This is a genomic window from Raineya orbicola (genome assembly GCF_002843425.1).
Lineage (GTDB): Bacteria > Bacteroidota > Bacteroidia > Cytophagales > Thermonemataceae > Raineya > Raineya orbicola.
In genome coordinates, this window is the sequence record NZ_NKXO01000026.1 from 20,426 (window position 1) to 45,363 (window position 24,938).

28 protein-coding genes are annotated in these 24,938 nt (G+C 38.4%); 12 read left to right on the plus strand and 16 right to left on the minus strand.

The window, feature by feature from the left end; translation table 11 throughout:
* The first annotated feature begins 32 nt into the window (after positions 1-32).
* Together Rain11_RS08875 and radA are read left to right on the plus strand one after the other, a co-directional pair.
* A complete protein-coding gene (locus Rain11_RS08875) occupies positions 33-254 on the plus strand; it encodes a DUF2795 domain-containing protein (RefSeq protein ID WP_101359004.1) in 222 nt (73 codons plus the stop codon).
* A 176-nt stretch (positions 255-430) separates the two neighbouring features.
* A complete protein-coding gene (gene radA, locus Rain11_RS08880; protein ID WP_101359005.1) occupies positions 431-1,801 on the plus strand; it encodes a DNA repair protein RadA in 1,371 nt (456 codons plus the stop codon).
* 3 nt (positions 1,802-1,804) lie between these two features.
* On the opposite strand, the gene Rain11_RS08885 is transcribed toward radA, so the two are convergent.
* The gene (locus Rain11_RS08885) at positions 1,805-2,458 is read right to left on the minus strand and encodes an acetoacetate decarboxylase family protein (RefSeq protein WP_101359006.1); all 654 of its coding nucleotides are present in this window, start codon (positions 2,456-2,458) and stop codon (positions 1,805-1,807) included.
* A gap of 109 nt (positions 2,459-2,567) precedes the next feature.
* On the opposite strand from Rain11_RS08885, the gene typA reads away from it, so the two are divergent.
* Together typA and pth are read left to right on the plus strand one after the other, a co-directional pair.
* Positions 2,568-4,370, plus strand: a complete 1,803-nt coding sequence (gene typA, locus Rain11_RS08890) for a translational GTPase TypA (protein WP_101359007.1) — start codon at positions 2,568-2,570, stop codon at positions 4,368-4,370.
* Positions 4,371-4,372: 2 nt separating this feature from the next.
* Positions 4,373-4,942, plus strand: coding sequence for an aminoacyl-tRNA hydrolase (gene pth, locus Rain11_RS08895; protein WP_101359008.1), 570 nt, complete (start codon positions 4,373-4,375; stop codon positions 4,940-4,942).
* Between the two features lie 8 nt (positions 4,943-4,950).
* Here the strand turns inward: pth and Rain11_RS08900 are convergent, their stop codons facing one another.
* The 13 genes from Rain11_RS08900 to Rain11_RS08960 all read right to left on the minus strand — a co-directional run bounded on the left by Rain11_RS08900 (position 4,951) and on the right by Rain11_RS08960 (position 16,710).
* Positions 4,951-5,670, minus strand: coding sequence for an NAD(P)H-binding protein (locus Rain11_RS08900; RefSeq protein WP_101359009.1), 720 nt, complete (start codon positions 5,668-5,670; stop codon positions 4,951-4,953).
* A 104-nt stretch (positions 5,671-5,774) separates the two neighbouring features.
* Complete coding sequence (locus tag Rain11_RS08905; protein ID WP_101359010.1) at positions 5,775-6,347, minus strand: nitroreductase family protein; 573 nt, start codon at positions 6,345-6,347, stop codon at positions 5,775-5,777.
* A gap of 5 nt (positions 6,348-6,352) precedes the next feature.
* Positions 6,353-7,279, minus strand: a complete 927-nt coding sequence (locus tag Rain11_RS08910; protein ID WP_101359011.1) for an FKBP-type peptidyl-prolyl cis-trans isomerase — start codon at positions 7,277-7,279, stop codon at positions 6,353-6,355.
* Positions 7,280-7,297: 18 nt separating this feature from the next.
* The gene (locus tag Rain11_RS08915) at positions 7,298-8,272 is read right to left on the minus strand and encodes an FKBP-type peptidyl-prolyl cis-trans isomerase (RefSeq protein ID WP_101359012.1); all 975 of its coding nucleotides are present in this window, start codon (positions 8,270-8,272) and stop codon (positions 7,298-7,300) included.
* Between the two features lie 8 nt (positions 8,273-8,280).
* A complete protein-coding gene (locus tag Rain11_RS08920) occupies positions 8,281-9,306 on the minus strand; it encodes a DHH family phosphoesterase (RefSeq protein ID WP_101359035.1) in 1,026 nt (341 codons plus the stop codon).
* 64 nt (positions 9,307-9,370) lie between these two features.
* On the minus strand, positions 9,371-9,691 hold the full coding sequence (locus tag Rain11_RS08925; protein ID WP_165778104.1) for a hypothetical protein: 321 nt from the start codon (positions 9,689-9,691) through the stop codon (positions 9,371-9,373).
* A gap of 47 nt (positions 9,692-9,738) precedes the next feature.
* Positions 9,739-11,778 (minus strand): thioredoxin domain-containing protein, encoded by a 2,040-nt coding sequence (locus Rain11_RS08930; protein ID WP_101359014.1) that lies wholly within the window; start codon positions 11,776-11,778, stop codon positions 9,739-9,741.
* Between the two features lie 22 nt (positions 11,779-11,800).
* On the minus strand, positions 11,801-12,523 hold the full coding sequence (locus Rain11_RS08935) for a 2-phosphosulfolactate phosphatase (RefSeq protein WP_101359015.1): 723 nt from the start codon (positions 12,521-12,523) through the stop codon (positions 11,801-11,803).
* Positions 12,523-12,861, minus strand: a complete 339-nt coding sequence (locus Rain11_RS08940; protein WP_101359016.1) for a YbaB/EbfC family nucleoid-associated protein — start codon at positions 12,859-12,861, stop codon at positions 12,523-12,525. The genes Rain11_RS08935 and Rain11_RS08940 overlap by 1 nt, the downstream gene beginning before the upstream one ends.
* 18 nt (positions 12,862-12,879) lie before the next feature.
* Positions 12,880-13,416 (minus strand): DUF420 domain-containing protein, encoded by a 537-nt coding sequence (locus tag Rain11_RS08945; RefSeq protein ID WP_101359017.1) that lies wholly within the window; start codon positions 13,414-13,416, stop codon positions 12,880-12,882.
* A 45-nt stretch (positions 13,417-13,461) separates the two neighbouring features.
* Positions 13,462-14,055 carry a hypothetical protein gene (locus tag Rain11_RS08950; RefSeq protein WP_101359018.1) on the minus strand — a complete coding sequence of 198 codons (594 nt, stop codon included), beginning with the start codon at positions 14,053-14,055 and terminating at the stop codon, positions 13,462-13,464.
* Positions 14,056-14,120: 65 nt separating this feature from the next.
* Positions 14,121-15,977 carry a tetratricopeptide repeat protein gene (locus Rain11_RS08955; RefSeq protein WP_101359019.1) on the minus strand — a complete coding sequence of 619 codons (1,857 nt, stop codon included), beginning with the start codon at positions 15,975-15,977 and terminating at the stop codon, positions 14,121-14,123.
* A complete protein-coding gene (locus Rain11_RS08960) occupies positions 15,955-16,710 on the minus strand; it encodes a 7-carboxy-7-deazaguanine synthase QueE (RefSeq protein WP_243390573.1) in 756 nt (251 codons plus the stop codon). The genes Rain11_RS08955 and Rain11_RS08960 overlap by 23 nt, the downstream gene beginning before the upstream one ends.
* 94 nt (positions 16,711-16,804) lie before the next feature.
* On the opposite strand from Rain11_RS08960, the gene Rain11_RS08965 reads away from it, so the two are divergent.
* The gene (locus tag Rain11_RS08965; protein WP_101359020.1) at positions 16,805-16,990 is read left to right on the plus strand and encodes a YtxH domain-containing protein; all 186 of its coding nucleotides are present in this window, start codon (positions 16,805-16,807) and stop codon (positions 16,988-16,990) included.
* A gap of 22 nt (positions 16,991-17,012) precedes the next feature.
* Here the strand turns inward: Rain11_RS08965 and Rain11_RS08970 are convergent, their stop codons facing one another.
* Positions 17,013-18,245, minus strand: a complete 1,233-nt coding sequence (locus Rain11_RS08970; RefSeq protein ID WP_101359021.1) for a cysteine desulfurase — start codon at positions 18,243-18,245, stop codon at positions 17,013-17,015.
* Between the two features lie 196 nt (positions 18,246-18,441).
* Between Rain11_RS08970 and Rain11_RS08975 the strand changes: the two genes are divergently transcribed.
* The 7 genes from Rain11_RS08975 to Rain11_RS09005 all read left to right on the plus strand — a co-directional run bounded on the left by Rain11_RS08975 (position 18,442) and on the right by Rain11_RS09005 (position 24,131).
* On the plus strand, positions 18,442-19,569 hold the full coding sequence (locus Rain11_RS08975) for a hypothetical protein (protein WP_133121552.1): 1,128 nt from the start codon (positions 18,442-18,444) through the stop codon (positions 19,567-19,569).
* Between the two features lie 34 nt (positions 19,570-19,603).
* Positions 19,604-20,479 carry a T9SS type A sorting domain-containing protein gene (locus Rain11_RS08980; protein ID WP_101359023.1) on the plus strand — a complete coding sequence of 292 codons (876 nt, stop codon included), beginning with the start codon at positions 19,604-19,606 and terminating at the stop codon, positions 20,477-20,479.
* Between the two features lie 14 nt (positions 20,480-20,493).
* Entirely contained in the window at positions 20,494-21,285 is a 792-nt protein-coding gene (locus Rain11_RS08985; RefSeq protein WP_101359024.1) for a DUF5683 domain-containing protein, read from the plus strand.
* Between the two features lie 4 nt (positions 21,286-21,289).
* Complete coding sequence (locus tag Rain11_RS08990) at positions 21,290-22,060, plus strand: hypothetical protein (protein WP_101359025.1); 771 nt, start codon at positions 21,290-21,292, stop codon at positions 22,058-22,060.
* Positions 22,061-22,065: 5 nt separating this feature from the next.
* A complete protein-coding gene (locus tag Rain11_RS08995) occupies positions 22,066-22,464 on the plus strand; it encodes a hypothetical protein (RefSeq protein ID WP_101359026.1) in 399 nt (132 codons plus the stop codon).
* Complete coding sequence (locus Rain11_RS09000; protein WP_101359027.1) at positions 22,461-23,210, plus strand: RluA family pseudouridine synthase; 750 nt, start codon at positions 22,461-22,463, stop codon at positions 23,208-23,210. Before Rain11_RS08995 ends, Rain11_RS09000 begins: the two co-directional genes overlap by 4 nt.
* 159 nt (positions 23,211-23,369) lie before the next feature.
* Positions 23,370-24,131, plus strand: a complete 762-nt coding sequence (locus Rain11_RS09005; RefSeq protein ID WP_101359028.1) for a cyclase family protein — start codon at positions 23,370-23,372, stop codon at positions 24,129-24,131.
* 12 nt (positions 24,132-24,143) lie between these two features.
* Here Rain11_RS09005 and kdsB read toward each other — a convergent pair whose 3' ends face one another.
* Positions 24,144-24,905, minus strand: a complete 762-nt coding sequence (gene kdsB, locus Rain11_RS09010; RefSeq protein WP_101359037.1) for a 3-deoxy-manno-octulosonate cytidylyltransferase — start codon at positions 24,903-24,905, stop codon at positions 24,144-24,146.
* Positions 24,906-24,938: the final 33 nt, after the last annotated feature.

Consider the following 24,938-nt stretch of genomic DNA (forward strand, 5'->3'; position numbering starts at 1 on the left):
GTAAATTGTTGAACTATAAATTTTGATGCCTTATGTATTGGACTCTTGAATTAGCCTCGTATTTGGAAGATGCTCCCTGGCCCGCTACCAAAGATGAACTGATTGATTATGCGATTCGTTCAGGAGCACCTATGGAAGTAATTGAAAATTTGCAAGAACTTGAAGATGATGGGCAACCATACGAAAACATTGAAGAAATCTGGCCCGATTATCCAACTAAAGAGGATTTCTTTTTCAACGAAGACGAATATTAAAACGAAAAGCTAACCATTCAGGTTAGCTTTTTTAGTTCTGTGTCATTTTTAGCAAAATTCAAACTTTTAGATATTCATCTTACCCCTAACAACTTAATATTTTTGCAAAAAAATGAGAAGCCTTAAAAATCTCCTGATAAAATATTCGTATTTTCAAGGCTCAAAAAGATTGTTCAGTGGCTAAAACAAAAACAACCTTCTTTTGTCAGAGTTGTGGGTATCAGTCGCCCAAATGGTTAGGCAGATGCCCCTCTTGCCAACAATGGAATACCTTTGTAGAGGAAATTTTAGAAAAAACCGAACCCAGCAAAGGCGAATGGAAAAGTAGTACTTCCACGAAAATCAGCAATAAGCCCAAATTGCTTGCAGAAGTAGATTTTGAGGCTCAACCGCGTATGCTCACACCTGATAAAGAACTCAATAGAGTTTTGGGTGGGGGTATTGTGGCGGGTTCTTTGGTGCTTATTGGCGGTGAGCCGGGTATCGGAAAATCTACGCTAATGCTTCAAATCGCTTTGGGTTTGCGTGGAAAGAGAGTTTTGTATGTTTCAGGAGAAGAGAGCGAACAGCAAATTAAAATGAGAGCAGAACGCCTGGAACAAAAGGGGGCAGAGTGTTATTTGCTTTGCGAAACCTCCACACAAAATATTTTCAAGCAGATTGAAAATTTAGAGCCTGATATTGTGATCGTGGATTCCATTCAGACACTTCATTCTGCATTTATTGAATCTTCGGCGGGTAGCATTTCGCAAGTGCGAGAATGTACCGCCGAACTAATGAAATTTGCCAAAGAAACTGCCACCCCCGTTTTTCTCATAGGACATATCACCAAAGAAGGGACACTTGCGGGTCCGAAGGTTTTGGAACATATGGTGGATACGGTTTTGCAATTTGAGGGTGATAGACATTTGGCATATCGCATTTTACGGACTACCAAAAACCGCTTTGGTTCTACTTCTGAATTAGGCATTTACGAAATGCTTGCCACAGGTTTGCGAGAAGTAAGCAATCCTTCGGAAATACTTATTTCGCAAAGAGAGGAAACTTTAAGCGGCGTGAGCATTGGGGCAACGATGGAAGGAAATCGCCCTTTACTGATTGAAGTGCAATCTTTGGTAAGTCCTGCCACTTATGGCACGCCTCAACGCAGTAGCACAGGCTTTGATAGCAAACGGCTCAATATGTTGCTGGCTGTTTTGGAAAAAAGAGGAGGCTTTCGGCTAAGTACGCAAGATGTTTTTCTGAACATTACAGGCGGTTTGCGTATAGAAGACCCCGCTATTGATTTGGCAGTGTGTTGCTCGGTAGCTTCCTCTTATGAAGATATTCCTATTTCGCCGAAGATTTGCTTTGCCGCCGAAGTGGGCTTGGGAGGAGAAATTAGAGCCATTAGCCGAATAGAAAATCGCATCAGCGAAGCTGAAAAGTTAGGCTTTGAAACTATTTTTATCTCTCGTTACAACCTTAAAGGCTTACAAACCTCTAATTTCAAAATTCAAATCAAGGCAATGAGCAAACTTGATGAGGTATTTAGAGCCATTTTTTGAAAATTATTCTTGTTGAGGTTCGGGGAATTTCATCGTAAAACGAGGCACAGCAATTGCCGCAAGCAATTTTTGCCGACTAATATCAGGAAACAAATCAGAGCCGACTTGAATATTTTGCACTTTGCAGAGTTTTGCCCAGCCTTTCCCTTGTGGGGTAGTGTGTAAAAGTGTTTCTTTTCGCCACTGGTAAAAATGAAACGGAAACCACGCTGTATTTACATAAAAAGGCAAGCCGTAAGGTTTGATTTCTGCACTGAAAAAGTTTCTCTCGTCTTTGCTTACCACGAAACGTTCAAAACCTTTTTCTACTTTTTCCCAACGAAAATCAGCAAGTTCTTTGGGAATACCCCAGTTTTCAATGCCATTCCATACGCTTTCGTAGGTAGAAACGTAAATTTTGGAAATATGAAAAGCCTTTCTTTGTCTGAACTGAAAAAGACCTGGAATGAAAAGCAGTTCTTTGTACGCCCCCACAGGTGATTCAGCATAATCTACAAGCATAACACTGCCCACAATACCCTTAAATTTATCTAACAAGTGCTTGGGTAAAAAGCCATTTTGTTCTATAAAAGTTTTTTCAAAACGATACAGCAAGATATAACCTTTTCCATACAACACCCAAGGCGGTCGGGCAATAGTGTTGGGAATTTTATCCATAAATGAATATTTTGCAAACAATTTATCAATTCTTTGATAAAAACACAAGTACGCAAACAAGTTTCCGTCTTTTTTTGTATCTTTGCACCTTCAAAAAATACAAGCCTCTATGAATATCCGAAATATTGCGATTATTGCTCACGTAGATCACGGAAAAACTACTTTGGTAGATAAAATGATTCACTCTGCCAAACTTTTCAGAGAAAATCAGCAATTTGATGACCTGATTTTAGACAACAACGAACTTGAACGTGAGCGTGGTATTACAATTGTTTCTAAAAATGTTTCCATTCGCTACAAAGATACTAAAATCAATATCATAGACACACCCGGACACGCCGATTTTGGAGGCGAGGTAGAGCGTGTGTTAAAAATGGCTGATGGCGTATTGCTCTTGGTAGATGCCTTTGAGGGTCCTATGCCTCAAACGCGTTTTGTACTTACCAAAGCCATTCAGTTGGGCTTGAAACCTGTTTTGGTTATCAACAAAGTAGATAAACCCAACTGCCGTCCCGATGAAGTACACGAAGCTGTTTTTGATTTGATGTTCAATGTAGGTGCTAACGAAGAGCAGTTAGATTTCGTAACCCTTTATGGTTCTGCCAAACAAGGCTGGATGAGCTATGACTGGAAACAGCCTACCACCGATATTACACCGCTTTTAGATACCATTTTGAAGGTTATTCCTCCTCCTAAAACCGAGCAAGGTTCTTTGCAGATGCAAATTACCTCTCTGGATTACTCCAACTTTTTAGGCAGAATTGCCATTGGGCGTGTGTATAGGGGTGAAATTGCCGTGGGTATGCAAGTGGCTTTGTGTAAAGCCGATGGTTCTGTGAAAAAGATGCGTGTGAAAGAATTGCAAACCTTTGAAGGCTTAAACCGAGCCAGTGTAGAAAAAGTGCAAGCAGGTGATATTTGTGCCGTAGTTGGTTTGGAAGAGTTTGAAATTGGCGATACTATTGCAGATGTAGAAAAGCCCGAAGCTCTGCCAAGAATTGCCATTGATGAGCCTACAATGAGTATGCTTTTCACTATCAATAACTCACCTTTTTTTGGTAGAGATGGCAAATTTGTTACTTCTCGCCATTTACGAGATAGATTGCTCAAAGAAACAGAAAAAAACCTTGCTTTGCGTGTAGAATTCACCGACCGCGAAGATACCTTTATTGTCTATGGCAGAGGTATTTTGCATCTTTCTATACTGATTGAAACGATGCGTAGAGAAGGTTATGAGTTGCAAGTAGGACAGCCACGCGTGCTTTTCAAGGAAATAGAGGGGCAAAAACACGAACCTATTGAAACGCTTGTGGTTGATGTTCCTGAAAATGTAGCAGGAAAAGTAATAGAACTCGCCACCCAACGCAAAGGCGAACTAATGGTAATGGAGCCCAAAGGCGATTTGCAACATTTGGAGTTCAAAATTCCTTCTCGTGGGCTAATTGGCTTGCGAAACTTGGTGCTTACTGCTACCCAAGGCGAAGCCGTGATGACACACAGGTTCATTGGTTATGAACCCTACAAAGGCGATATTCCTGAACGTACCAGTGGTTCGCTGATTTCCAAAGATACAGGTCCTGCTACGGCTTACTCCATTGATAAATTGCAAGATAGGGGCAAATTTTTCATTGACCCCGGCGAGGAAGTCTATGGTGGGCAAATCATCGGCGAACATACACGCGGCTCTGATTTGGTTGTAAATGTTCAAACAGCTAAAAAACTGACAAATGTGCGTGCCGCAGGCTCTGACGAAAATGTAAAAATTGCTCCCAAAGTGCAGTTTTCTTTGGAGGAAGCTATGGAGTACATTCAGAAAGATGAGTACGTGGAAGTAACCCCCACGGCTATTCGTATGCGTAAAATTTACCTCGACGAAAACGAAAGAAAACGAATGGAAAAGGAGTTCAGTTAGGTATGCAAAAATTTCTGATTGTAGGATTGGGTAATATTGGCTCGGAGTATGCTCTTACTCGGCACAATATTGGTTTTATGGTAGTGGATAAACTTGCCTCTATGCAAGAAGCTAATTTCCAAACCGACCGCCTTGCTGATGTTGCCGATTTTAAGCATAAAGGAAAGCATATTTTTTTAATCAAACCCTCAACTTATATGAATTTGAGTGGCAGGGCGGTTAATTATTGGAAACAAGAACTTAAAATCTCGCAGGAAAACATATTAGTCATTACCGATGATGTGGCTTTGCCTTTTGGAAAAATCCGTTTGCGTAGCAAAGGCTCTGACGGCGGACACAACGGATTAAAAAATATTCAAGAAGTGCTTCAAAGTCAGGAGTATGCTCGTATGCGTATTGGGGTAGGTAACAATTATCCCAAAGGTATGCAAGCGGAGTATGTACTTAGTCCTTTTTCTACTGACGAGCAAAAAGAGTTACCTAAGATTTTAGAAACAGCTTCTCAAGCAGTACTGACTTTTTGTTTGGAAGGTATTAGCAATGCAATGAATAAGTTTAATAGCAAAGGCTAAATATCAGATTAAGACGCTTGCGAGGTTGCAAACTGAGCAAAGCGTTCTTCGTCATAGATAGTTTGTAAGAAAGAAGACTCAAAAATTTTGAAACCGCCCTGCAATTTGCAAGCATCTTTACCTAACTGATACATCGCTACTGCTACGGCTTTGGCTTCTATGGGGCGATACTTTTTTAAGCCTCCTACCATCATAAATTCAAGCCCTTTGGCAATTACTTTGCCAATCTCTTCGCCCAAACGAAACTCCGACCTTTCGCCAAGAAGCAAAGAAGGGCGAATAATATGCGTACTTTTGAATTGCAAATGTTCAATAGCCTCCTCCACTTCACCTTTTACGCGATTGTAGTAAAAAGTGGAGCTTTTGCACGCCCCCATAGCAGTAACTATGGAAAAGTGGCTTGCTCCATTGAATTTAGCAATTTTGGCAATTTCAGTAGGATAGACGAAATCTACTTGGTAAAATTGTTCTTTCGTTTTTGCCTTTCTGATAGTTGTTCCCAAACAGCAATACACATCATTGGCTTTGATGAGATGAGCGTAAGCCTCCAAGTTTTCAAAATCAATAATATGTTGGCTAAGTTTGATATGTTGTAGAGAAATAGGCTTGCGGGTGAGAACAATAACTTCCTGATAGTAGTCATCTGCAAGCATTTGCTCCAAAAGGATAGACCCTACCAAACCCGTAGCACCTACGAGTAAGGCAGTTTTTTTATACGAACAGCCCATTAGAACAACCTGGTTGAATTAGCACTTTTTCGTAAAAATAGCTTGCAAATCTAATCATTTTTTGTGAAAAATCTAAATTTGCAAGAAAATTTATTGCCAAACATCTATTCTATCCAAGTAACTTTTTCTTGAATAGGTTTGCGAGAAGCATCAGGAGAAGGTTTAGCGATATGACCTACATACAAAAAGCCTAAAAATTTATCATTTTCGCCTAGCCCGAAAAAAGATTTGGCTTCGGGGTAATACGTAATACCACCACTCCCCCAATATACTCCCAGTTTGTAGGCAGTAGCAGTAAGATACATATTCTGAACTGCACAGGCAACCGCTTCAATTTCTTCTATTTCAGGTACTTGTTCGTGGCGTTTCATTCCAATAGCGATGATGTGCGAGGCTTTGAGGGGTTTCGTGAGCAACATTTGATAAGTTTTTTCACTGAAAGCCTCTCCTTGATTTTTTTCTTTATACAAATTTGCCTGAAATTCAGCTAATTTTTTAAGCCCCTCGCCTGTAAAGACTACAAAACGCCAAGGTTCAGTTTTTTTATGTGTAGGTGCCCAATTAGCATTTTCAAGCATTTGCCAAATGATAGCATCATCAACTTTTTTGCCTACCTCAAATTGCTCGGGATAAGTAGAACGTCTGTGGCGAATAATCTCATTGATTTGCGTAATCATAGTGTTTAATCGTTGGTAACATTAAGAATTTCTATCTCAAAATAAATGGGGTCAAAGGGGAAAACTACGAAAGAGCCTGAGTTATTCGCCGAGCCAGTTCCTTTATAGGCTTGACTGGAAGGGATAAACAAGTAACCCTTTTCTCCTTTTTTCATCAAAGGAATGCCTATTCGCCACCCATTGATAACATTACCAATAGGTTTGAAAGTAAAGCTTTGGTTAGCATCAAAAATGGTATTATCAATCACTCGACGTCCAATGTATTTCACGGTTACCGTGGAAGAATCCCGTATTAGATCGGTAGTGCCTACATCAGTAAGACTAAAAATTACACCATCTTTATTTTGTGTAACGGGAACATTCAGTTCAGTAATTTTATCGGCGATAAACTCTGTTTCACTTTTCACATCAACCAGTTCTAAATCTACCCGAATAGCCGAATAAGGTGGCAAGAAAGGTGAAGAAGCCGTGCCATAGCCCATTGTGTGGTTCATCAACAAAATAGCTTTCTGCCCTTTGAATAGTTTTTCTTTACCAAGTTGCAAGAAAATATCTATTCCACGAGGCGTAATCAGGGTTCGGTTGTTACCTGTGGGGTTGAGCAGTGCAAAAGTTAGAGTTTTACTACCCGATAGCTTATAGTTGGTATCTATGGGGGTTTCAGAAGGAATTAGGCGTGTTTCGTACTTAATAATCACGTGGCGAAAAGTGGTATCAGGCGTTTTGCTTTGGGGCGAACCAAATATTTGATAATAAATGCCATTTTCGTCTTTTTGCATTTGCAAACCTTTTTGAGCAATGTAGCTCTGAATTTCTTGCTCATTGCGAGAAAGTTGTTCTGCCAAAAAATCGGCATTAGGGTCTTTGCGTTTGCAAGACCCAAGCAACCCAAAAGTAAAAAAGATAAAAGCAAAGGTTTTCAATAGTTTCATATTTCGTATCGTACAAGTTTATTTTTTGTTTTCAGCGTTTTGCTTATTGGGTTTTATATCAATAAGTTCTACTTCAAAAAACAAAGTTGCAAAAGGTGGAATAACCGAGCCCCCACCCATTGCACCGTAGCCTAAATTAGAAGGTATAAGCAATTGGGCTTTTTCTCCTTTGCGAAGTAAAGCAATTCCCTCGTCCCAACCTTTGATTACACTACCCATTCCCAAGACAAACTGAAAAGGCTCGTTTCTGCTCAAAGAGCTATCAAAAACTTTGCCATCTAATAACTTACCTGTGTAATGCACATAGACGGTATCATATTTTTGAGCTTGGGGATTTTGAGGAGCAGTTTTGGTGATTTTATAGTAAAGCCCCGAAGCCGTTTTTTGCAAATCAAGTTTATTTTCCTTGATATAGGCTTCTAATTTAGTTAGCTCCTCGGCCTCTTTCTTTTTAAGGTCTTCTTGTTGCCTTTTTTCAGCTTCTTGAGCTTCTTTTTGCACTTGTTCTTTGGTTTTCTTTCCTGTAATTCTCACCCAATACTCAAAAAATACATTTTTTTTACCTTTCAACTCTTGGGCAAATTGATCAAAGAAAGGGTATCTTTTCACCAAAGTATCCAAAGAGATTTTAATTTTCACACTATCACCTACCTGCAAGAAAGGTAAAACTTCCGTAGGCATACCCTTTTCAGGTTTTACAAGCACAGAAAAGCCTTTACGAAAGTTTGTATCAATTTTAGCTCTTTTGTAGGTGTTATCTACTTCAATGGTATCTACTTTGCTGATAAGGTGCATCATTGCATATTCTCCTTCCATCAATTTTTCTCCTTTGGGGTTGCGTTCAAGAATTTGAAAGATAACTCCCGAGGGTAGTTTTTCTTCATTGCTGGCGGTTCGGCGAGGCTTTTCACAAGCAAGTAATGCAAAAAGCGAAACGACTAATACAAAAATAGTGAGAGGTTTCATAAGATTGTAGGTAAAATTGGAACTCATAAAATAAACTATGTTTTTACTTTGAGCAATTCTTCTTTTTTCTGTTTGATAATTTCTAAAAACTTCTTTTCAGTTTCTTGCAAGGAAAGATAGCAAGTACCTCCTGCGGCATTTTTATGCCCACCACCATTGAAATATTGAGCCGCCAAATCATTTACCGAAAAATCTCCTACCGAACGAAAAGAAAGTTTAATGTTTTCGCCTCTATCAATCATAATAGCAGCAAGTACAATACCTTCAATAGAAAGAGCGTAATTCACCACCCCTTCGGTGTCGCCTGTTTGTGAGTGAAATTGCTTTAACTCATCAGCTGTAACCGTAATGTAAGCAGTGCGATATTCGTGTAAAACTTTGAGTTTTTGGCTCAAAACATAACCCAAAAAACGTAAGCGTTGCTCGGAATTGCTATCATAGATGAGATTATGAACTTTGGTAGTATTTACGCCAATATCAATCAGTTCGCCTGCAATTTCGTGAACTCTACGAGTAGTAGTAGGGTGTTTGAACGAGCCCGTATCCGTGAGTATGCCTGCATACAAAGCCTCACCAATAGGAACATCAATTTTGTCTTTATCACCTAGTTCGGAGATAAGTTCATAAATCAATTGTGCAGTAGCGGCGGCTTTGACATTGTGGAAACTAAAAGTAGGTTGAATGGAAGGGTTGATGTGGTGATCTACAAGTAAAGTTTTAGCAGAACCATTAACGCTTTGAAATATAGGAGCAATCTCTTCCAAACGAGGATAACAGGAAAAATCCAGATAACAAATCAAATCGGCATTTTTCACAGCTTGTTCTACTTCGGCTGTATTTTTTTGGTTGTAGATAAGTACCTCTTCGTTACCGGGCAACCAGTGTAAAAATTTAGGGTAATCACTTGGGCTAATAACTTTTACATTATGCCCTAATTTTTTCAAATATCCTGCCCACCCCAAAGATGAACCCAAAGCGTCTGCATCAGGTTTATAGTGTGTAGTAATAATGATATTTTTAGGCGTGGCTAAAAACTCCTTCAACTGACTTACATTTTCCATCACTGCCAATTTGGAACGCAAAGTTGCAAAAAATCAATCCGAAAAACAATTTTTTCCAAAAAAATTACTCATTTCGTAGCTTACGTGCCAATTCCTCTACTTGTTTTTGTAGGTCATTTTCTTTCTGAAGCGGTCTGAGAGAAAGCAAATCAGGCTCTATGCTGGTGATAATCTGTTCCAAATTTTCAACCCGCTGACGCAAACGCTCGTTTTCTTGCAAAAGAAAATCAATGTTTTTGCGGTCTTTTTCTGAAACTCCTCCTTTTTCTAATTCCATTCGTCTTAATTTCACATAATAGCCTCCAATAATCGCTACCAAAGGGATAGAAAATACTAAAACAGAAGTTATGATTGCGGGATTTAGAAAAACAAGCAGAACATTCATACGCATATGTAAAATTTAAGCAAAATTACGAAGTTTTTGGCTGAAAATCAAATTTTCAGGCTTTGCAAAAGTTGTCTGTAAGCCTCCTCGTGGCTATTCGTAGGCAATTGACAGGCTTTATTAAAACACACATAAAAAGTAGTTTGGTTATTGAGAGCCGTGCGGTTTTCCAAAAGAGGAATTTCTATATCAGTACCAGAGCCTGCCGCAAGTACCTTATTAGGAAAAAAGTGCTTTTCTATACTTCTGTGGGCTTCTTTGTAATTTTCGCCTATAATGGCTACTTCTGCTGTAGGCGTAAGTGTATAAGCAAAAAGCAGAGCCCAGTTGGCTGTAAATTCTACATTTTTGAGCAAAAGTTGTTTTATTTGCGATAATACGCCTGTGGCTATTTCTTGATAATTCTGTTTTTCAAGCAAAATGCCCAAGAAATACAAATTATGAGCCATTATAGAATTAGAAGCAGGGATAACATTGTCAAAAATTTCCTTCTTACGAGCAATGAGCCTTTCAGCGGAGCTATCGGTATAGAAAAACATTCCTTCGTTGTGGTCGTAGAAATTTTGCAAGGTGTAGTCGCAAAGTTTTTGAGCCAAAAACAAATACTTTTTTTCAAAAGTTGCCTGATACAAAGCGATGAGTGCCTCAATAGTACAGGCATAATCTTCTAAAAATCCCTTTTGCTTGGCTTCATTGGTCTTATAGCTGAATGTATGATACAAAAAGCTCTCTTGTGAGTTGAAAAGTTTAGCTAAAAGAAATTCTGTGTGATACAAGGCAGTAGCTAAAAATTCTTCGTCATCAAAGGCTTTATAGGCATCTAAAAGCCCTTTTATCATTAAGGCATTCCAAGAGGTGATGATTTTATCATCACGGCTGGGCGGAACACGCTTCTGACGCACTTTCAGCAAAGTTCCTTTCCATTGCCTTACTTTTGTTTGTAGCTCTTGTAAAGGAATTTGATGCTTTTGAGCAAATTCTTCGTCTGTAAGATTTTTGTAAAGAATATTGTTGGCGTATTCCCAGTTGCCCTGCGGCAAAACATTGTAGTAGGCACAAAAAAGCTCGGTATCCTCCCCTAAAATTTCTTGAAGGTGTCTTTTTTTCCAGACATAATATTTACCTTCTTCTCCTTCGCTATCGGCATCCAGAGCAGAAAAAAAACCTCCTTCGGTTGCTTCCAGTTCTCTTTGTACAAATTCAAAAACTTCGTAAGCAATTTCTTTGTAAATAGGATTTTGGCTAAAATGATAGGCTTCGGCGTATAACGTAAGCAATTGGGCATTATCGTAGAGCATCTTTTCAAAATGAGGCACAAACCATTCGGAATCAACCGAATAGCGGGCAAAACCGCCTCCTAAATGGTCATAAATACCCCCGAAAGCCATTTTTTGTAAAGTCAGATGTAAATGTTTTTCGGCTTCTGCATTTTTGGTTAGAAAAACATACATTAACAAAAATCGCCAAATGCTTGGCATAGGAAATTTAGGGGCTTTATCAATACCGCCGTGCAAACTATCAAAGTTTTTAGCAAGATTTTGATACATTTGCTCTAATTCAGCAAAAGTATTGGACGAATTTTGAGGCTTTAAGCCGTATTTTTGCACTTCGCTTTGGTTGAGAAATTGCGAAAACTCCCGAGCCGATTCCAGCAATTCAGCACGATTTTTTTTGAAAGCATTGGCGATATTCAAAAGTAAGTGCTTCCAATTTTGAGGCGGAAAGTAAGTTCCTCCGTAGAAAGGGGTTTGGTCGGGCATTAGAAAAACATTCAAGGGCCAGCCACCTCGCAAGCCCATAGCGTGAATGGCGTCCATATAAATATTATCCACATCAGGGCGTTCTTCTCTATCTACTTTTATGCAAATGAAATGCTCATTCATTATATCAGCTATTTCTTTGCTTTCAAAACTTTCACGCTCCATCACATGACACCAATGACAAGTAGAGTAGCCAATGCTTACAATAATGGGCTTATCTTCTTGCAAAGCCTTTTGCAAAGCCTCCTTGCCCCAAGGATACCAATTTACAGGATTATGAGCGTGTTGAAGCAAATAAGGGCTGGTTTCGCGAGCAAGTGCGTTCATAGTTTTTGTAAATATTTGATTATTAGATAGCTACCTGCGAAGTGAGCTTTACCAAACTACCATTTTGGAGTATAGGTACAATTTCGTACACATTTTTTTGCAAACAAAATTCTATATCTTTTTGTATGCCTAAATTTTTCAGGCGTTGTACGTGAGAACAGAGACTTACAAAAGCAAGTAGGTTGCCTTGATGAGTTAAATATAGCGATTGAGCTAATAAAGCGGAATCATTGGCGGTTGAAAACTCTTGTGAAAGTTCCTGTACCAAAGCCCCTGCAAAAAGCGTATCTTCTACATTTACTTGCCCTTTCCAGCCTGCACAAGCTATTAAAACGTCCCCTTGTTGTTTTTTAAGATAATTTGCAATTGCAGATAAGTTCAGGAATGCCCCTACAACGATTTGCTTGGCACTTTCGGAGAGTTTAATAACTTGTGTGCCATTTGTAGTAGTAAAAGCAATTTTTTTGCCCTGCAAGTGGGAATCCATATAGCTAAAAGGAGAATTGCCCAAATCAAAGCCTTCTACTTTTTTGCCGTCTCTTTCAGCGGCAACAAGATAGCCCTGCAATTGCATAGATTTACAGGTTTCTACATCTTGCAAGGGCAAAATACTTTCTACTCCACAAGCCAACGCAGTAACCATACAAGAGGTAGCTCGCAGAATATCTACCACTACCACGATTTTATCATTAAGGTTGTGCAGAGAAAGTAAATTAGGCGAAAAGCAGACTTCAATAGTAGGCATCAAAGACCAAATTTTCCAAAGTCTAAATTGGGCATATCGGGCATAATACCACCCGCTATATTCTGAAAGTGTTCGGCTATTTTATTTTCAATTTCTTGCATAGCTTTGTTGATAGCCGCTGCAATCAAGTCTTGTAACATTTCTTTTTCTTCGGGCTTGATAAGTTCATTATCAATTTCTATGCTGATAACTTGTCTATTCCCATTTACGGTGGCTTTTACCAAACCTGCTCCCGATTCGGCAGTTGCAGAGAGATGTTTCAATCCTTCCCGAGCTTCTTGAAGTTTAGTTTGCAATTCTTTTACCTTACCCACCAAATTACCCAAATTGAAATTCATAGCGAAAAGTTTTTGATTTTATGAATAATAAGGACTAATCATCAGATACACAATTACACCTGTAATTGAAACATACAACCACACAGGATAAGCGATTTTGGTCATTTTTTTATGCTTGGCAAAATCTTTTTGCAAAGCGTAATACAAAGCCAAAAGTACAAAACGTACCACTCCAATAGAAAGTGCAATATGGCTAATGAGCACAAATAAATATACAGGCTTCCAAGCATTGTCAGGGTAGGCGGTACTTTCGTTGGAAAAATGATACAATACATAGGTTACCAAAAATAAACTACCTAATGCAAAAGAAGTAAGCATCACGTTTTGGTGAGCCTTGATTTTTTTCTGTTTGATAAAAACCAACCCCAAAATGAGTAAAATAGAAGTAAGTGAATTGATAACAGCATTTAGATGAGGTAAAAATTTCGTCCATTCACCTAAATTTACTTTGATGCGAATGCCCAAAAGCACTGCTACCGCTACGGGAATAGCAATAGAAAATACATTTACCAACGTTTTATTGAGCAGTTGAGGTTTGGTAGCTTCGGTTTGCATAGCTGAAAAATTTTGATAGAAAACAAAGAAAAGCCTCAAAAGGTTTCAAGACTTAGAAACTTTGCTATTTTTGAGCTGAAAAGATTCTAAAAAGTTTTTTTGCTCTTCATTAGTAGGATTGCGTTTGGTATGAGAAATACCTAACTGATATAAGCGATTGCCCACCAAATAAATACGATACACCAAAAAAGTATTTTTTTGGCTACCCGCTTTCAGCGAAATGCCGGGAAAGCCACTAAGTTCAATCTCTTTGTTTTCAAAAATCTCTTCCTTCGGGAAACCCATTTTATCAATTACTTGTTTTTCCTGATTTTGCAAGAATTTTTTTTCTCCCATTTTTTGGATAACCCCTTCTTTGTAATCTCGGAAGTATAAAATGTAATTTACTGAATCTCCCATTTGCACAGAATATTCCACGTCTCTATCGGTAGAGTCTTCTACCCGTAAAGGCATAGCAGGGAAATTGATAACAAACTCTTCTTCTTCAATGGTAAAATGAGCAGGCGTAGCAAGTTCTGTGGTATCTGGTTGTATTTTGGAGGTTTGAGAACTATCTTTGGTGAGATTTGTAGGTTTTTGTTTCTGATTTTTACAAGCAAAAAGACTAAAAAAAGCTAAAAACAAAAAAAGAGGCTTCATATATTTAGGTGTGAATGATGTATGATTATTGCAAAATTAGAAATTTTTATTTGAAAAACCAAAAATTAGATTGGCAAGTATAAATCAATGCGAGTATATTGGCTCTCTTCGCTGGAAAGTTCAATATAGCCTTTTAGTTTTTCTAATGCCTTTTTTACCATATAAAGTCCTAATCCGTTGCCTTGTGAATTTTCATTGCCTCTAAAAAACATATCAAAGACTTTTGATTGCAAATTTTGGGGAATACCTTGTCCTTGGTCTGTAATGCGTATCAGGTAGTTTTTTTTCTGCTTTTCCGCAAAAAAATCAATGATAATGGGCTTTTTCGTAGAAAAAATAAGAGCATTTTCCAAAATATTTTCCAAAGAGATTTCTAAAAGAAACGCATCTGTCATAATATCACTTATCCCTTGAAAGGAAAAGTGTATCTGCTCTGGTTCAATGTCCCATTTCTGACGAACTTTTTCTAAAACTTCACCAACAAATTGCTTAATCGCTACCCTCTGATGCATTACTTGATGATGATTGATTTGATAAAGTTGCGAGAGCTTTTTAAGCAGAGAATCCATCTTGATAAGCGTAAAATGGATTTTATCAAAGAGATTTTGAGTGTTTTCGGTAGTTGTATCCATTTTACCTAATAGGCATAATCCCATAATGGTTGTCAGGGGACCTCGCAAGTCGTGGGCAAAGCGATACATATAAGTTTCTAATTCTTGGTTGGCTTCTGAAAGTTTTTGAGTTCGCTCTTTTACAATGTTTTCTAAATTTTCATTGAGGGCTAAAAGTTCAGAGTTTTGTAGTTCAATAGTGGTTTTTTGAAAGTTGATTTCATCATTTTTTTGTTGGAGTGTTTCTGAAAAGCGTTGAATGCGTTTAGCTCTATGAATAGCGGCTACCGCCACTACCACAAAAAATACAATAATGAGGACATAAATGATATTTTGCAATAAATCGTTTTTGCGATGCATTGAGATTTCTGCCTCACGCTTCTCTAAATCTCTTTTTCGTTTTTCTTCTGCTATGATAGAGGATTTGTCAATTTTTTCAATAGTATCTCGGATTTGCTTATGTTGCATCAAATACTTGAACGCATTGGGGTAGTCTTTTTGGGCTTCGTAAATTTCGGCAAGTGTGATAGTAGCTTCTTTTATTCTACGCTTTTGAGCATACTTGCGGGCTAATTTCAGGCTTTGTTCTGAGTAAAAAAGAGCCGTATCTAGTTTCCCTTTCTGTAAATAGGCTATTCCCAAATTGTTTAGCGTGGCAATACTTCTCTCTTCTAGGTTATATTTATCACGAATAGCTTTGGCTTTCAGCAAATATTTCAGGGCAGAATCAGGCTCTTTGAATTCGTTGTAAATCAAACCAATATTGTTGTAAGAAACGGCTATATCTTGCTCTAATCCCAATTTTTTTTGCAAAGCTAAATTTTTGAAAAATATACTAATAGCTTCGTGATATTTCTGACGTTCCCAGTAAATCACTGCAATACCATTGAGGCAATAAATTTGCTGTTTGGCTAGGTTGTTTTTTTCTGCAATTTCAGCTCCTTTTTCATACATCTCTATTGCTAAATCTTGCAAACCCTGTTCAGCATTGATAAAGCCTAAATTGATGTAGCTCTCCGCTACTCCTTTCCAGAATTGCAGTTTTTCAGCTTTTTCCAGAGCCTCAGTAGCTACAATATAAGACTGAAACTCATCAACTATTCGGTATTGTTTGCTGATGAGATTAAGTAAATTTACTTTTTCAGTATCTAAACGGGTACTTTCTAAAAGTTTTTGTAAGCTATCTATACGTTTGCGAGCAATGTGTATGTACTCGCTACCTATGCCTACATCTTGGGAAAATAGTTTTGTACTACACAGCAATAGCAATGCGAAAATCAGCCATTGTTTATATTCCCCTTTTGTCGCCATAAATTAGAATATGCAGTCTGTCGGTGTAATTGAACTGATATTGCTTACAAATTTCTACAAGCCACTGCTGTTTTTTCCGCAAAATAGCAGGTTTTGTTCCTTGGGGCATCAAATATACTTTATCGTGAAAGATAGCATATTTTTGGATAATTTCCAAAATTTCATCAAGGTCTTTGGGGCTATCTACTACAAATTTGAAATTGGCTTTATCATTTTGGGCAAAAAAATGAATAGCTTTGGGCTTCAGTCGCTCTTGTAGCCGAACTTTTGAATTTTCTAATTTTAGCGAAACATTGTATTGATTGGTAAGAGCCTCTAATTCGGGAATAGGAATAATGGTGCCGTTGGTTTCAAATTCTATATGATATTGCGGGTTTTGCTTTTTGAGCTGAGCCAGCAGGGACAAAAGTTTTTTTTGTTGAACAAGCGGCTCACCACCAGTAAAAATAAGACGATGGCAGTTATATTTTTGAATCTCTGCAATAATTTGCTTTTCAGTAAGTTTGATAATGCTATCCGCTTTATTGAATTTTTGATAGTTTGGATTTTTATCATTTAGATGAGGGTAATTTGTACCTTCCCAATTCCAAGTGTAATCGGTATCGCACCAAAAGCAGTACAAATTGCACAAAGAAAGGCGAATAAAGATGCTCGGCTTGCCTATGCTTTTACCTTCCCCTTGTATGCTGTAAAAAATTTCAGGCTTTTTGTCTAATTGGGCTATCTGCAACATAGAATTTAGAAAAAAAATTTTTTTTGGATTGGGTTACTTTTGCAAGATTTTTGCATTAAAGTTATCAGTACTTCTTTGAAAAATCCAATAATTTATGAGTAACGGTCAAAAAATATTCGTGTCGTTTATAGTAGGAGCCGCCGCTGGCGTAGTAGCTGGGCTATTACTTGCCCCTAAAAGTGGTAAAGAAACTCGCCAAAAAATTGCCAAAAAGGCAAGCGAAATCAAAGATGCTCTTGAAACCCGTCTGAAAAGTTTCAAAAAAGAAGAAACTTACTAAATAAAAAGGGCAAAAGCCCTCTTTATTTCAACATTTTGAGAGCCCTTTCAAGAGCAGAAATAAATACATCTACTTCGTCAAAGGTATTATAAACAGCAAAAGATGCTCGTGTAGTGCCTTCCAAGCCCAAGTATTTCATCAAGGGTTGGGTGCAGTGGTGTCCTGTTCTGACCGCTACTCCTTGCGTATCCAAAAGCGTACCTACATCTGAATGATGTATGCCCTCAACTACAAAAGAAAGCACACTGGCTTTGTGTAAAGCCGTACCAATAATTTTGACACCTTCAATCTTTTGGATTTTTTCGGTAGCGTAAGAGAGTAATTCTTGCTCGTGTGTGGCAATATTTTCTTTGCCAAGTTCATCTACAAAATCAAGAGCTTTGCCCAAGGCAATAACATCGGCAATATTGGGCGTACCTGCTTCAAATTTGAAGGGTAGTTCGTTGTAGGTAGTTTTTTCAAAAGTTACTTCTTTTATCATTTCACCGCCACCGTGGTAGGGGGGCATCTGCTCTAAAATTTCTTTTTTGCCATACAAAGCTCCTATGCCCGTGGGGGCATACACTTTATGTCCTGAAAAAGCGTAAAAATCGCAGTCTAAATCTTGGACATCAATGGGCAGATGCACGGCTCCCTGAGCCCCATCTACTAAAAATTTTGCCCCTACACTACGAGCTTTGCGTATCATTTCCCTGATTGGGTTGATTGTCCCCATAGCATTAGAAATATGTACCACCGAAACAAGTTTGGTGCGTGGAGAAAGCAGTTTTTCGTATTCGTTGAGCAAAATTTCGCCGTTTTCAGTAATGGGAATCACTTTCAAAACCGCTTTTTTCTCTTCGCAAAGCATCTGCCAAGGTACAATATTAGAGTGATGCTCCATTGTAGAAATGATAATCTCGTCGCCTTCTCCTATGAATTTTCTACCAAAAGTGCTTGCTACAAGGTTTATTCCTTCCGTGGTGCCACGCGTAAAAATAATCTCTTCACTGCTTCGGGCATTCAGAAACTTGGCTACTTTCTCGCGGACTTGTTCGTACATTTCAGTAGCCTTTGCCGCAAGGTAATGAGCACCCCGATGAATATTGGCATTGTAAGAAGTGTAATATTCTCGTAAGGCATTGATAACCGAAAGAGGCTTTTGAGAGGTTGCGGCATTATCCAGATACACTAATTTTTTGCCGTGAACACTTTGCCCCAAAATAGGGAATTGCTCACGTATCGCCTGAATATCTAAACTGCTTGCAGATTTCATACTTTACAATTTTTTGAAAAAACGTATTTGAGGGCGAAAGGGTTGCAAAAAATTCAATTTTCAAGAAAAAATTTGTTCAAATCAAGAAAAAATCATAGTTTCGGTTACCAAATCTTGCAAAAAAGTATAAATGCAAAAAAGGTATAATTTTTGCTTTTTTGTTTTTTGTAGTTATTTCACCAAAATTTTGAAAACAATGCAAAGAAAACTACTATCTACTGTCATAATTTTTTTACTTGTGTTTTTTCAAGTAAATGCCCAAGGCAACTTTGCCCGATTGAAGTTAGAAGCGGTCAGACAAGCACCTAATCTTATTATCAGAGATACTGATACTGATGGCAGTGGAAACTTGTATGTTACGGGTTTTTTTAGTGGTACGGTATCTATTCCTACCTCACCAACTACTACCGATTTAGTTTCTGCTGGCGGAACAGATATTTTTGTAATGAAAATAAACCCTTCGGGAAATATTGAGTGGGCTTTTAGGATTGGTGCTGGCTCTGATGATAGAGTCAATGCTATCAAAGTAGATAAAATGAATAACCGTCTCATCGTAGCAGGGCATTTTGCGGGGAACGGAGTAGCGGTATCAGTAGGAGGTTCTTTGACAATAGGTTCTTATTTACCAACAGATACAGATGCATTTTTTGTAGCCTACGATTTGAGCAAAGGTTTCAATGATACTGCATTTGCTATTGCCGCCAAAGTAATTGGTGGGGCAAATTTTCAGACGCTCTACGCTTTGGAGGTAGATAATGGCGGGAGAGTATATGTAGGTGGGTATTACCAAAGTACCTGCACACTTGAAACATCCCCCTCACTAATTTCTCTTCCTAACCCTGGATCAGGCTTTGAGGGCTGGGTTGCTCGGTATGATTTTATCGCAGGTTCCTCTTTTCAACATCAATGGTCTGCTCGGATAGGAGCAAATAATGCCAATGATAATGTATATGATATAGCCATAGAAGAAGGAAATTGTTATGTAGTGGGTTATGCTTCTTTTGGGGCAACTATCAGTGGGAGTCCTACTGTTTTTCCGGGAAGCTCAAGTGGAAATGCTTTTCTTGCAAAGCTATCTATAAGCGGAGGTGCAGTAACAGATTTTGTAAATATCGCATCGGGGGCTTCGGGCAGTGATGCACAGAAAATAAAATTAAGAGGCAATTACGCATTTATTGCAGGCACTTTCGGAGGAACAACCGACTTCAATCCAACTGCTGGAACTACGGACTTGGCTTCAGCGGGGGGAAGAGATGTCTTTGTAGCAAAGTATGATGTTTCCTCTGCTCCTAATCTTTTGTGGGCGGCACGCATAGGGGGCTAATAACACTATCTGGGACGAACTCGGTAATATCGCTTTGCAAGGCGATGATGTAATTTTGGCTTGCTCTCACATAGGCAATGCCACCTACTCACGCAAATTAGGTGCGAATTTAGGTAGTAATTTCAATATGGCAGGAAGTAATTTTGATGGCACGTTGCTGAAAATATCAGGCGACAATGGTAATTTGCAATGGTATCATAGCATTTCGGGAGCGAATGAGGACAAATTAAGCTCTCTAGCTCTTTTTAATGATAACGATGACTGGTATTTGTGGGGCGTGGGAAGTTTTCAGGGTAACGTAGATTTTAATTTTGAACCCAATATCTCAGAGGTAATACAAGGTCATTCAGGTTCTACTTTTTACGCTAAATATCGTTTCAAATTGCCTCAAAGTATAGATATGGCTTCTTTTTCAACGAATACGCTCCCTGATGGCAGAATACAACTTTCTGCCCAAACAGATGCCAACCTACCTGAAGTGAAGTTTTTTTCTACCAATACAAAAGTAGCACAAGTAGATAATGCTAATATTCTTACTATTTTCCCTATTTTTGAGGAAGACGAGGCACTCATTCGGGCTTATCATTCAGGAAATACTTTATTTTTGCCTACTGATACGGTTACATTGATGAAAATAAATAGCTACTCGCTTGTAAATCACCTGCAAGGAGGTTTAGAAAATCAATTAAATATTTTCCCCAATCCTACAAGCGATTATTTTATTTTGAAAAATAAAAACTCCTCTATTATTATAGAAAACATAGAAATTTTTGATACTTTTGGCAAAAAAGTTGCGTCTTTATTACAACAAGATGAAAGATACAACATCAAGCATTTAAGCAAAGGCATTTATTATTTGTATATCCTCACCAATGAAGGAGGAATTAGGCGGAAACTAATCAAAAATTAAAGTTAAAAAATATTATGCAAATCAGCGTTTTATTCTTTTTTCTTTTGGGCTTATGGCATTGGGGGTTGGCTCAAACACCGCCTTCTTTGAAGCAAGAACCTATTAAGCTACTGAAAGAACAGAAAAAAATCATTATTCCTTATCGTATTAGCGACAATAGTGATTTTAAGTATGAGTATGATGTCAAGGTATTTGTTTCGCAAGATAGCGGCAAAACCTACAAAGAATTAGAGAAAATCAAAGGGCATTATGGTAAAGACCTTTTAGCAGGAGAAAAGCAAATCTGGTGGTTTTATGAAGAGGAAAATCCCGATTTTGATGGGTTGAACCTTAAAATAAAAGTCAAGGCAGACTACAAGCCAAGCGTATTTAATCTAATGAACGCCAATGCGATGAAATACTCGGCACTTTTGCCCGGTTTAGGACAAAATAAAGTCAAATATCCAGGGACTTGGAAAAACAGATGGGTGCTTACTCCTATTGTAGTCTATGGCTTAATTGGCGGAAGCATCTTGATGAATATCAAGGCTTATGAAACTTATGATAAATATTTAGCGGCTCAAACGCGTAGCGAAGCCCAAAATTTATTTTCAGAAGCCAAAAGACAAGAATGGCTTTCGTATGGTATGGCTTTTGCTTCTGCTGTAGTATGGGCTACCGATATTGTTTTGGTTGGCACAAGAGGCACGAAAAATGCTATTGAAAAAAAGCGTATCCTCAAAAAGAACCAAGAAAAAGATGCTGAAATAGGAATAGGTATAAATCAAACCTTTTTACCTCAGCTACACTTTCAACTAAAATTCTAAAACTATGAAAAAACTTTACATTTTTATTTTATTATTGCAAGTGAGCTTTCTTTGGCTAACTTCTTGCTCGCTTATTGAGCGGATTAACGCTCTGCGTATTACGGAAATAAACTTTATAGGCAATGGTTTGCAAGCTACAGTAGTAAGCGAAGTGCTAGATACCGAAAAGAAAAAAACAGCCACTGAACACGGATTTTGCTGGGCGATTGGGGTTGTTCCTGAACTTGGAACATCTTACACTGATAGCATTATGCTCGGCGAAAAAGCCAACGAAGACCAACTTTTCAGTGCAACCATAGAAAGATTGCTCCCCGATACCGACTACTACATTCGCTCCTTTTTGATTGTAGACGGGAAAATCAAGTACAGCTTGCCCGAAAAAATCCGCACACGCGAAATTCGTCCCGAAGATGTGCTGATTTCCATTACTAGTTCCGTAATGGGGCAAGATAGCGTATTTTTGTATGGCATTGTGAATAAAACACGCTTTGAGTTTTTAGCTCCTATTACAGTTACCCAGTATGGTACTATCATAGCCTCCGAACCTGATTCTACCAAAGGAATAAGTAAAACCGAAACTAACTTTGTACCCAATGTTATCAATAATTTTCTGCATAAATATGCCATACCTAATATACCGCCTCCTACTATTACGTTACCCCAACCTTTGCAAGGGGCTTTATTTGCTTGGGCTTTTGTAGATTTTTACAGAAATGATACCCCCTCACAGATACGTCGTCTTTACACGCGAAGGATTATTTTAAGAAAAAGGTAACTTTTATGCTCATAGCTTTTCAAATGTTTATTCTGTTTTTAGGTTTGCAAGAAGAACCGCAAAAATTGCTTATTCGCAAATGGGAACTCAAAGAAGTAGTAATGGGAAAAAATAAAATGATAATGCAAGCTGTACCCAATAGACGAGCAGTAGTGTATATGGAATTTTTTGAAAATGGCAAATGTGTAATTACCTCTCAACCCGCACAAAGCCCACCCAAAGAAAACAAGTGGAGCGTTTTACAAGAAGAGAGTAATTGGATTTTGCATATTGAAGCTGAAAATGAGTTCGGCGGAAAAGTGAAACAAAAATTTAAGATAGAAAAAATTACTAAAAAAGAGTTAATTTTGAGCCTTGGTGAAAAAGATGATAAAGAAACCTATTTTTACAAGGCGATAAAATGAAAACAGAAACAACTTCCAAACTTCCTTTTGATGTAATTTACGAAGACAATCATCTACTTATTGTCAATAAACCTTCGGGAATGCTCGTACAACCCGATGAAACAGGCGATAAGGCTCTTTTAGATTATGCCAAGGAATACATCAAGAACAAATACGAAAAACCCGGAGCCGTTTTTTTAGAGGCAGTTCATAGAATTGACCGCCCCGTAAGCGGCTTGGTAGTACTGGCTCGCACTTCCAAAGGTTTAGAGCGAATGAATGAACTTTTCAGAGAGCGAAAAGTTCAAAAAATTTATTGGGCGGTTACACGCCAAAAACCTCCTAAAAAAAGCGACAAACTCACGCATTGGCTTTTGAAAGATGAACAGAAAAATCTTGTAACAGCCTACGATTATCCTCACCCCAAAGCCCAAAAAGCCGAGCTACGCTACCGAACTCTTGGCTACCTGAATGGATATACCTTGCTGGAAATAGAACTGCTCACTGGCAGACCTCACCAAATTCGCACTCAACTTGCTAAAATTGGCTCGCCGATACGGGGTGATGTCAAATATGGCTATCCCAGCCCCAATAAAGACCAAAGTATCAACTTGCATTCTCGCCGCTTGTATTTTGAACACCCCATCAAAAAAGAAAAAATGGTTTGTGTAGCACTCTTGCCGAATGAACCTTTTTGGCAAGAATTTTTAAGCCTTGATGATGAAAAAATCAAGCCTAAAAATCTTGAGTTTCGCTATGAAGGCTAAAAACATAAAAAGTTTTTAGAAAAAATTTGACAAGAATAGCTTTTTTTGTACCTTTGCACTGCCCACGACCAGCTCCTGCTGAACTCCCCCAGGGTTGAAATACACAGCAAGGGTAGGTGGTTGAGCGGCGGTGGGTTTTTTTTCTTGTAAAGTGTTGTAATGATCAAGCAAGCTACCATTCAATTTGCAAATCAACTCTTTACATTTGACCTTTCTCAACCTTACGATTTATCGCTTCCTATTCAAGAAGGTTTTGAAAATCCCAATTGTTACTGGGCTGAACCGCCGCATTTTGAAACTATCCGAGCAGGGGATTTTGTGGGCAGTGTGGCTTTGGGTGGTTCTTGCAATTATCAAAAAATTACACTCACTCCTCACGGCAACGGCACACATACAGAGTGTTACGGACATATTTCTGCTGAAAAGGCAACGATCAACAACTTGCATAAAAATTACTTCGCATTAGCTCTGCTCATTAGCCTTGCTCCTCAAGAACAAAATGAAGACAAAATTATTTCTTGGAAGCAGATAGAGCCTTTTTTAGACAAAGATATTCCCTTTGAGGCTCTCATTATTCGCACTTTGCCTAACGAAACAAGTAAAAAAACACGTAATTACAACCAAACCAATCCGCCTTATTTGGATAGCCTTGTAGGGAGAAAACTTGCGGAAAGAAACATTCAACATCTACTTGTAGATTTGCCTTCGGTAGATAGAGAAGTAGATGGCGGAAAACTCGCAATGCACAAAGCCTTTTGGCAATACCCTCACGCTATTCGCCAAAACGCTACTATTACAGAGCTGATTTTCGTTGAAAATGATATTCCTGATGGCATTTATTTGTTAAACCTGCAAATTATTAGTTTAGAGACAGATGCTTCACCCAGCAAACCTATCATTTACCCGATGATACCCAAATAATTGTTTGATTTTTTATTTCAAACCTTTAATAAAATCCTTAATAGCGGGGTGTTCCAAATCCTCGGGAATATCAATACAATAGCTTTCAATATCAGTAATGGCAATACGAATATTAAAACCATTTTCCAACCAACGCAATTGCTCCAATCCTTCGGCTTGCTCCAAATTAGAAGGTTCTAACTGCGTAATTTTTTCCAAAACATCACTGCGGTAAGCATACATACCGATATGTTTGTAATAGTCAAATTTTTGTAGCCATTCTTCTTGGGGAACTTGATGCAGGTAGGGAATGGGGTGTCTGCTAAAATAGATAGCCTCCATTTCGGCATCAAAAACAACTTTTACTTCGTTGGGGTCAAAAAGAGTTTCTTCGTCTTCAATTTTTTTGATGAGCGTCGCAAGTTCTACGCCTTTTCTATCCAAAAGTACTTTGGCGAGTGTATCAATTTGTTCGGGCTGAATAAAAGGCTCATCACCTTGAATGTTCATCACATAGTCAAAGCTACCTTCAATTTTTTGGAGAGCCTCAAAACAGCGGTCTGTACCGCTGGGGTGTTTGGTAGAGGTCATAATAGCTTGCCCGCCAAAATCTATCACGTGGTCGTAAATTTTTTTATGGTCGGTAGCTACAATGAGTTTAGAAAGCGAATTAGATTGTGCCGCTTGCTCATACACGCGTTGAATCATAGATTTCCCTTTGATTTCGTGTAAGGCTTTTGCAGGAAAACGTGTGGAAGCATAGCGTGCAGGAATAATTCCGAGTATGGAAGTCATATACCACAAATAAGTTGGTTTGGTTTCAAAGGT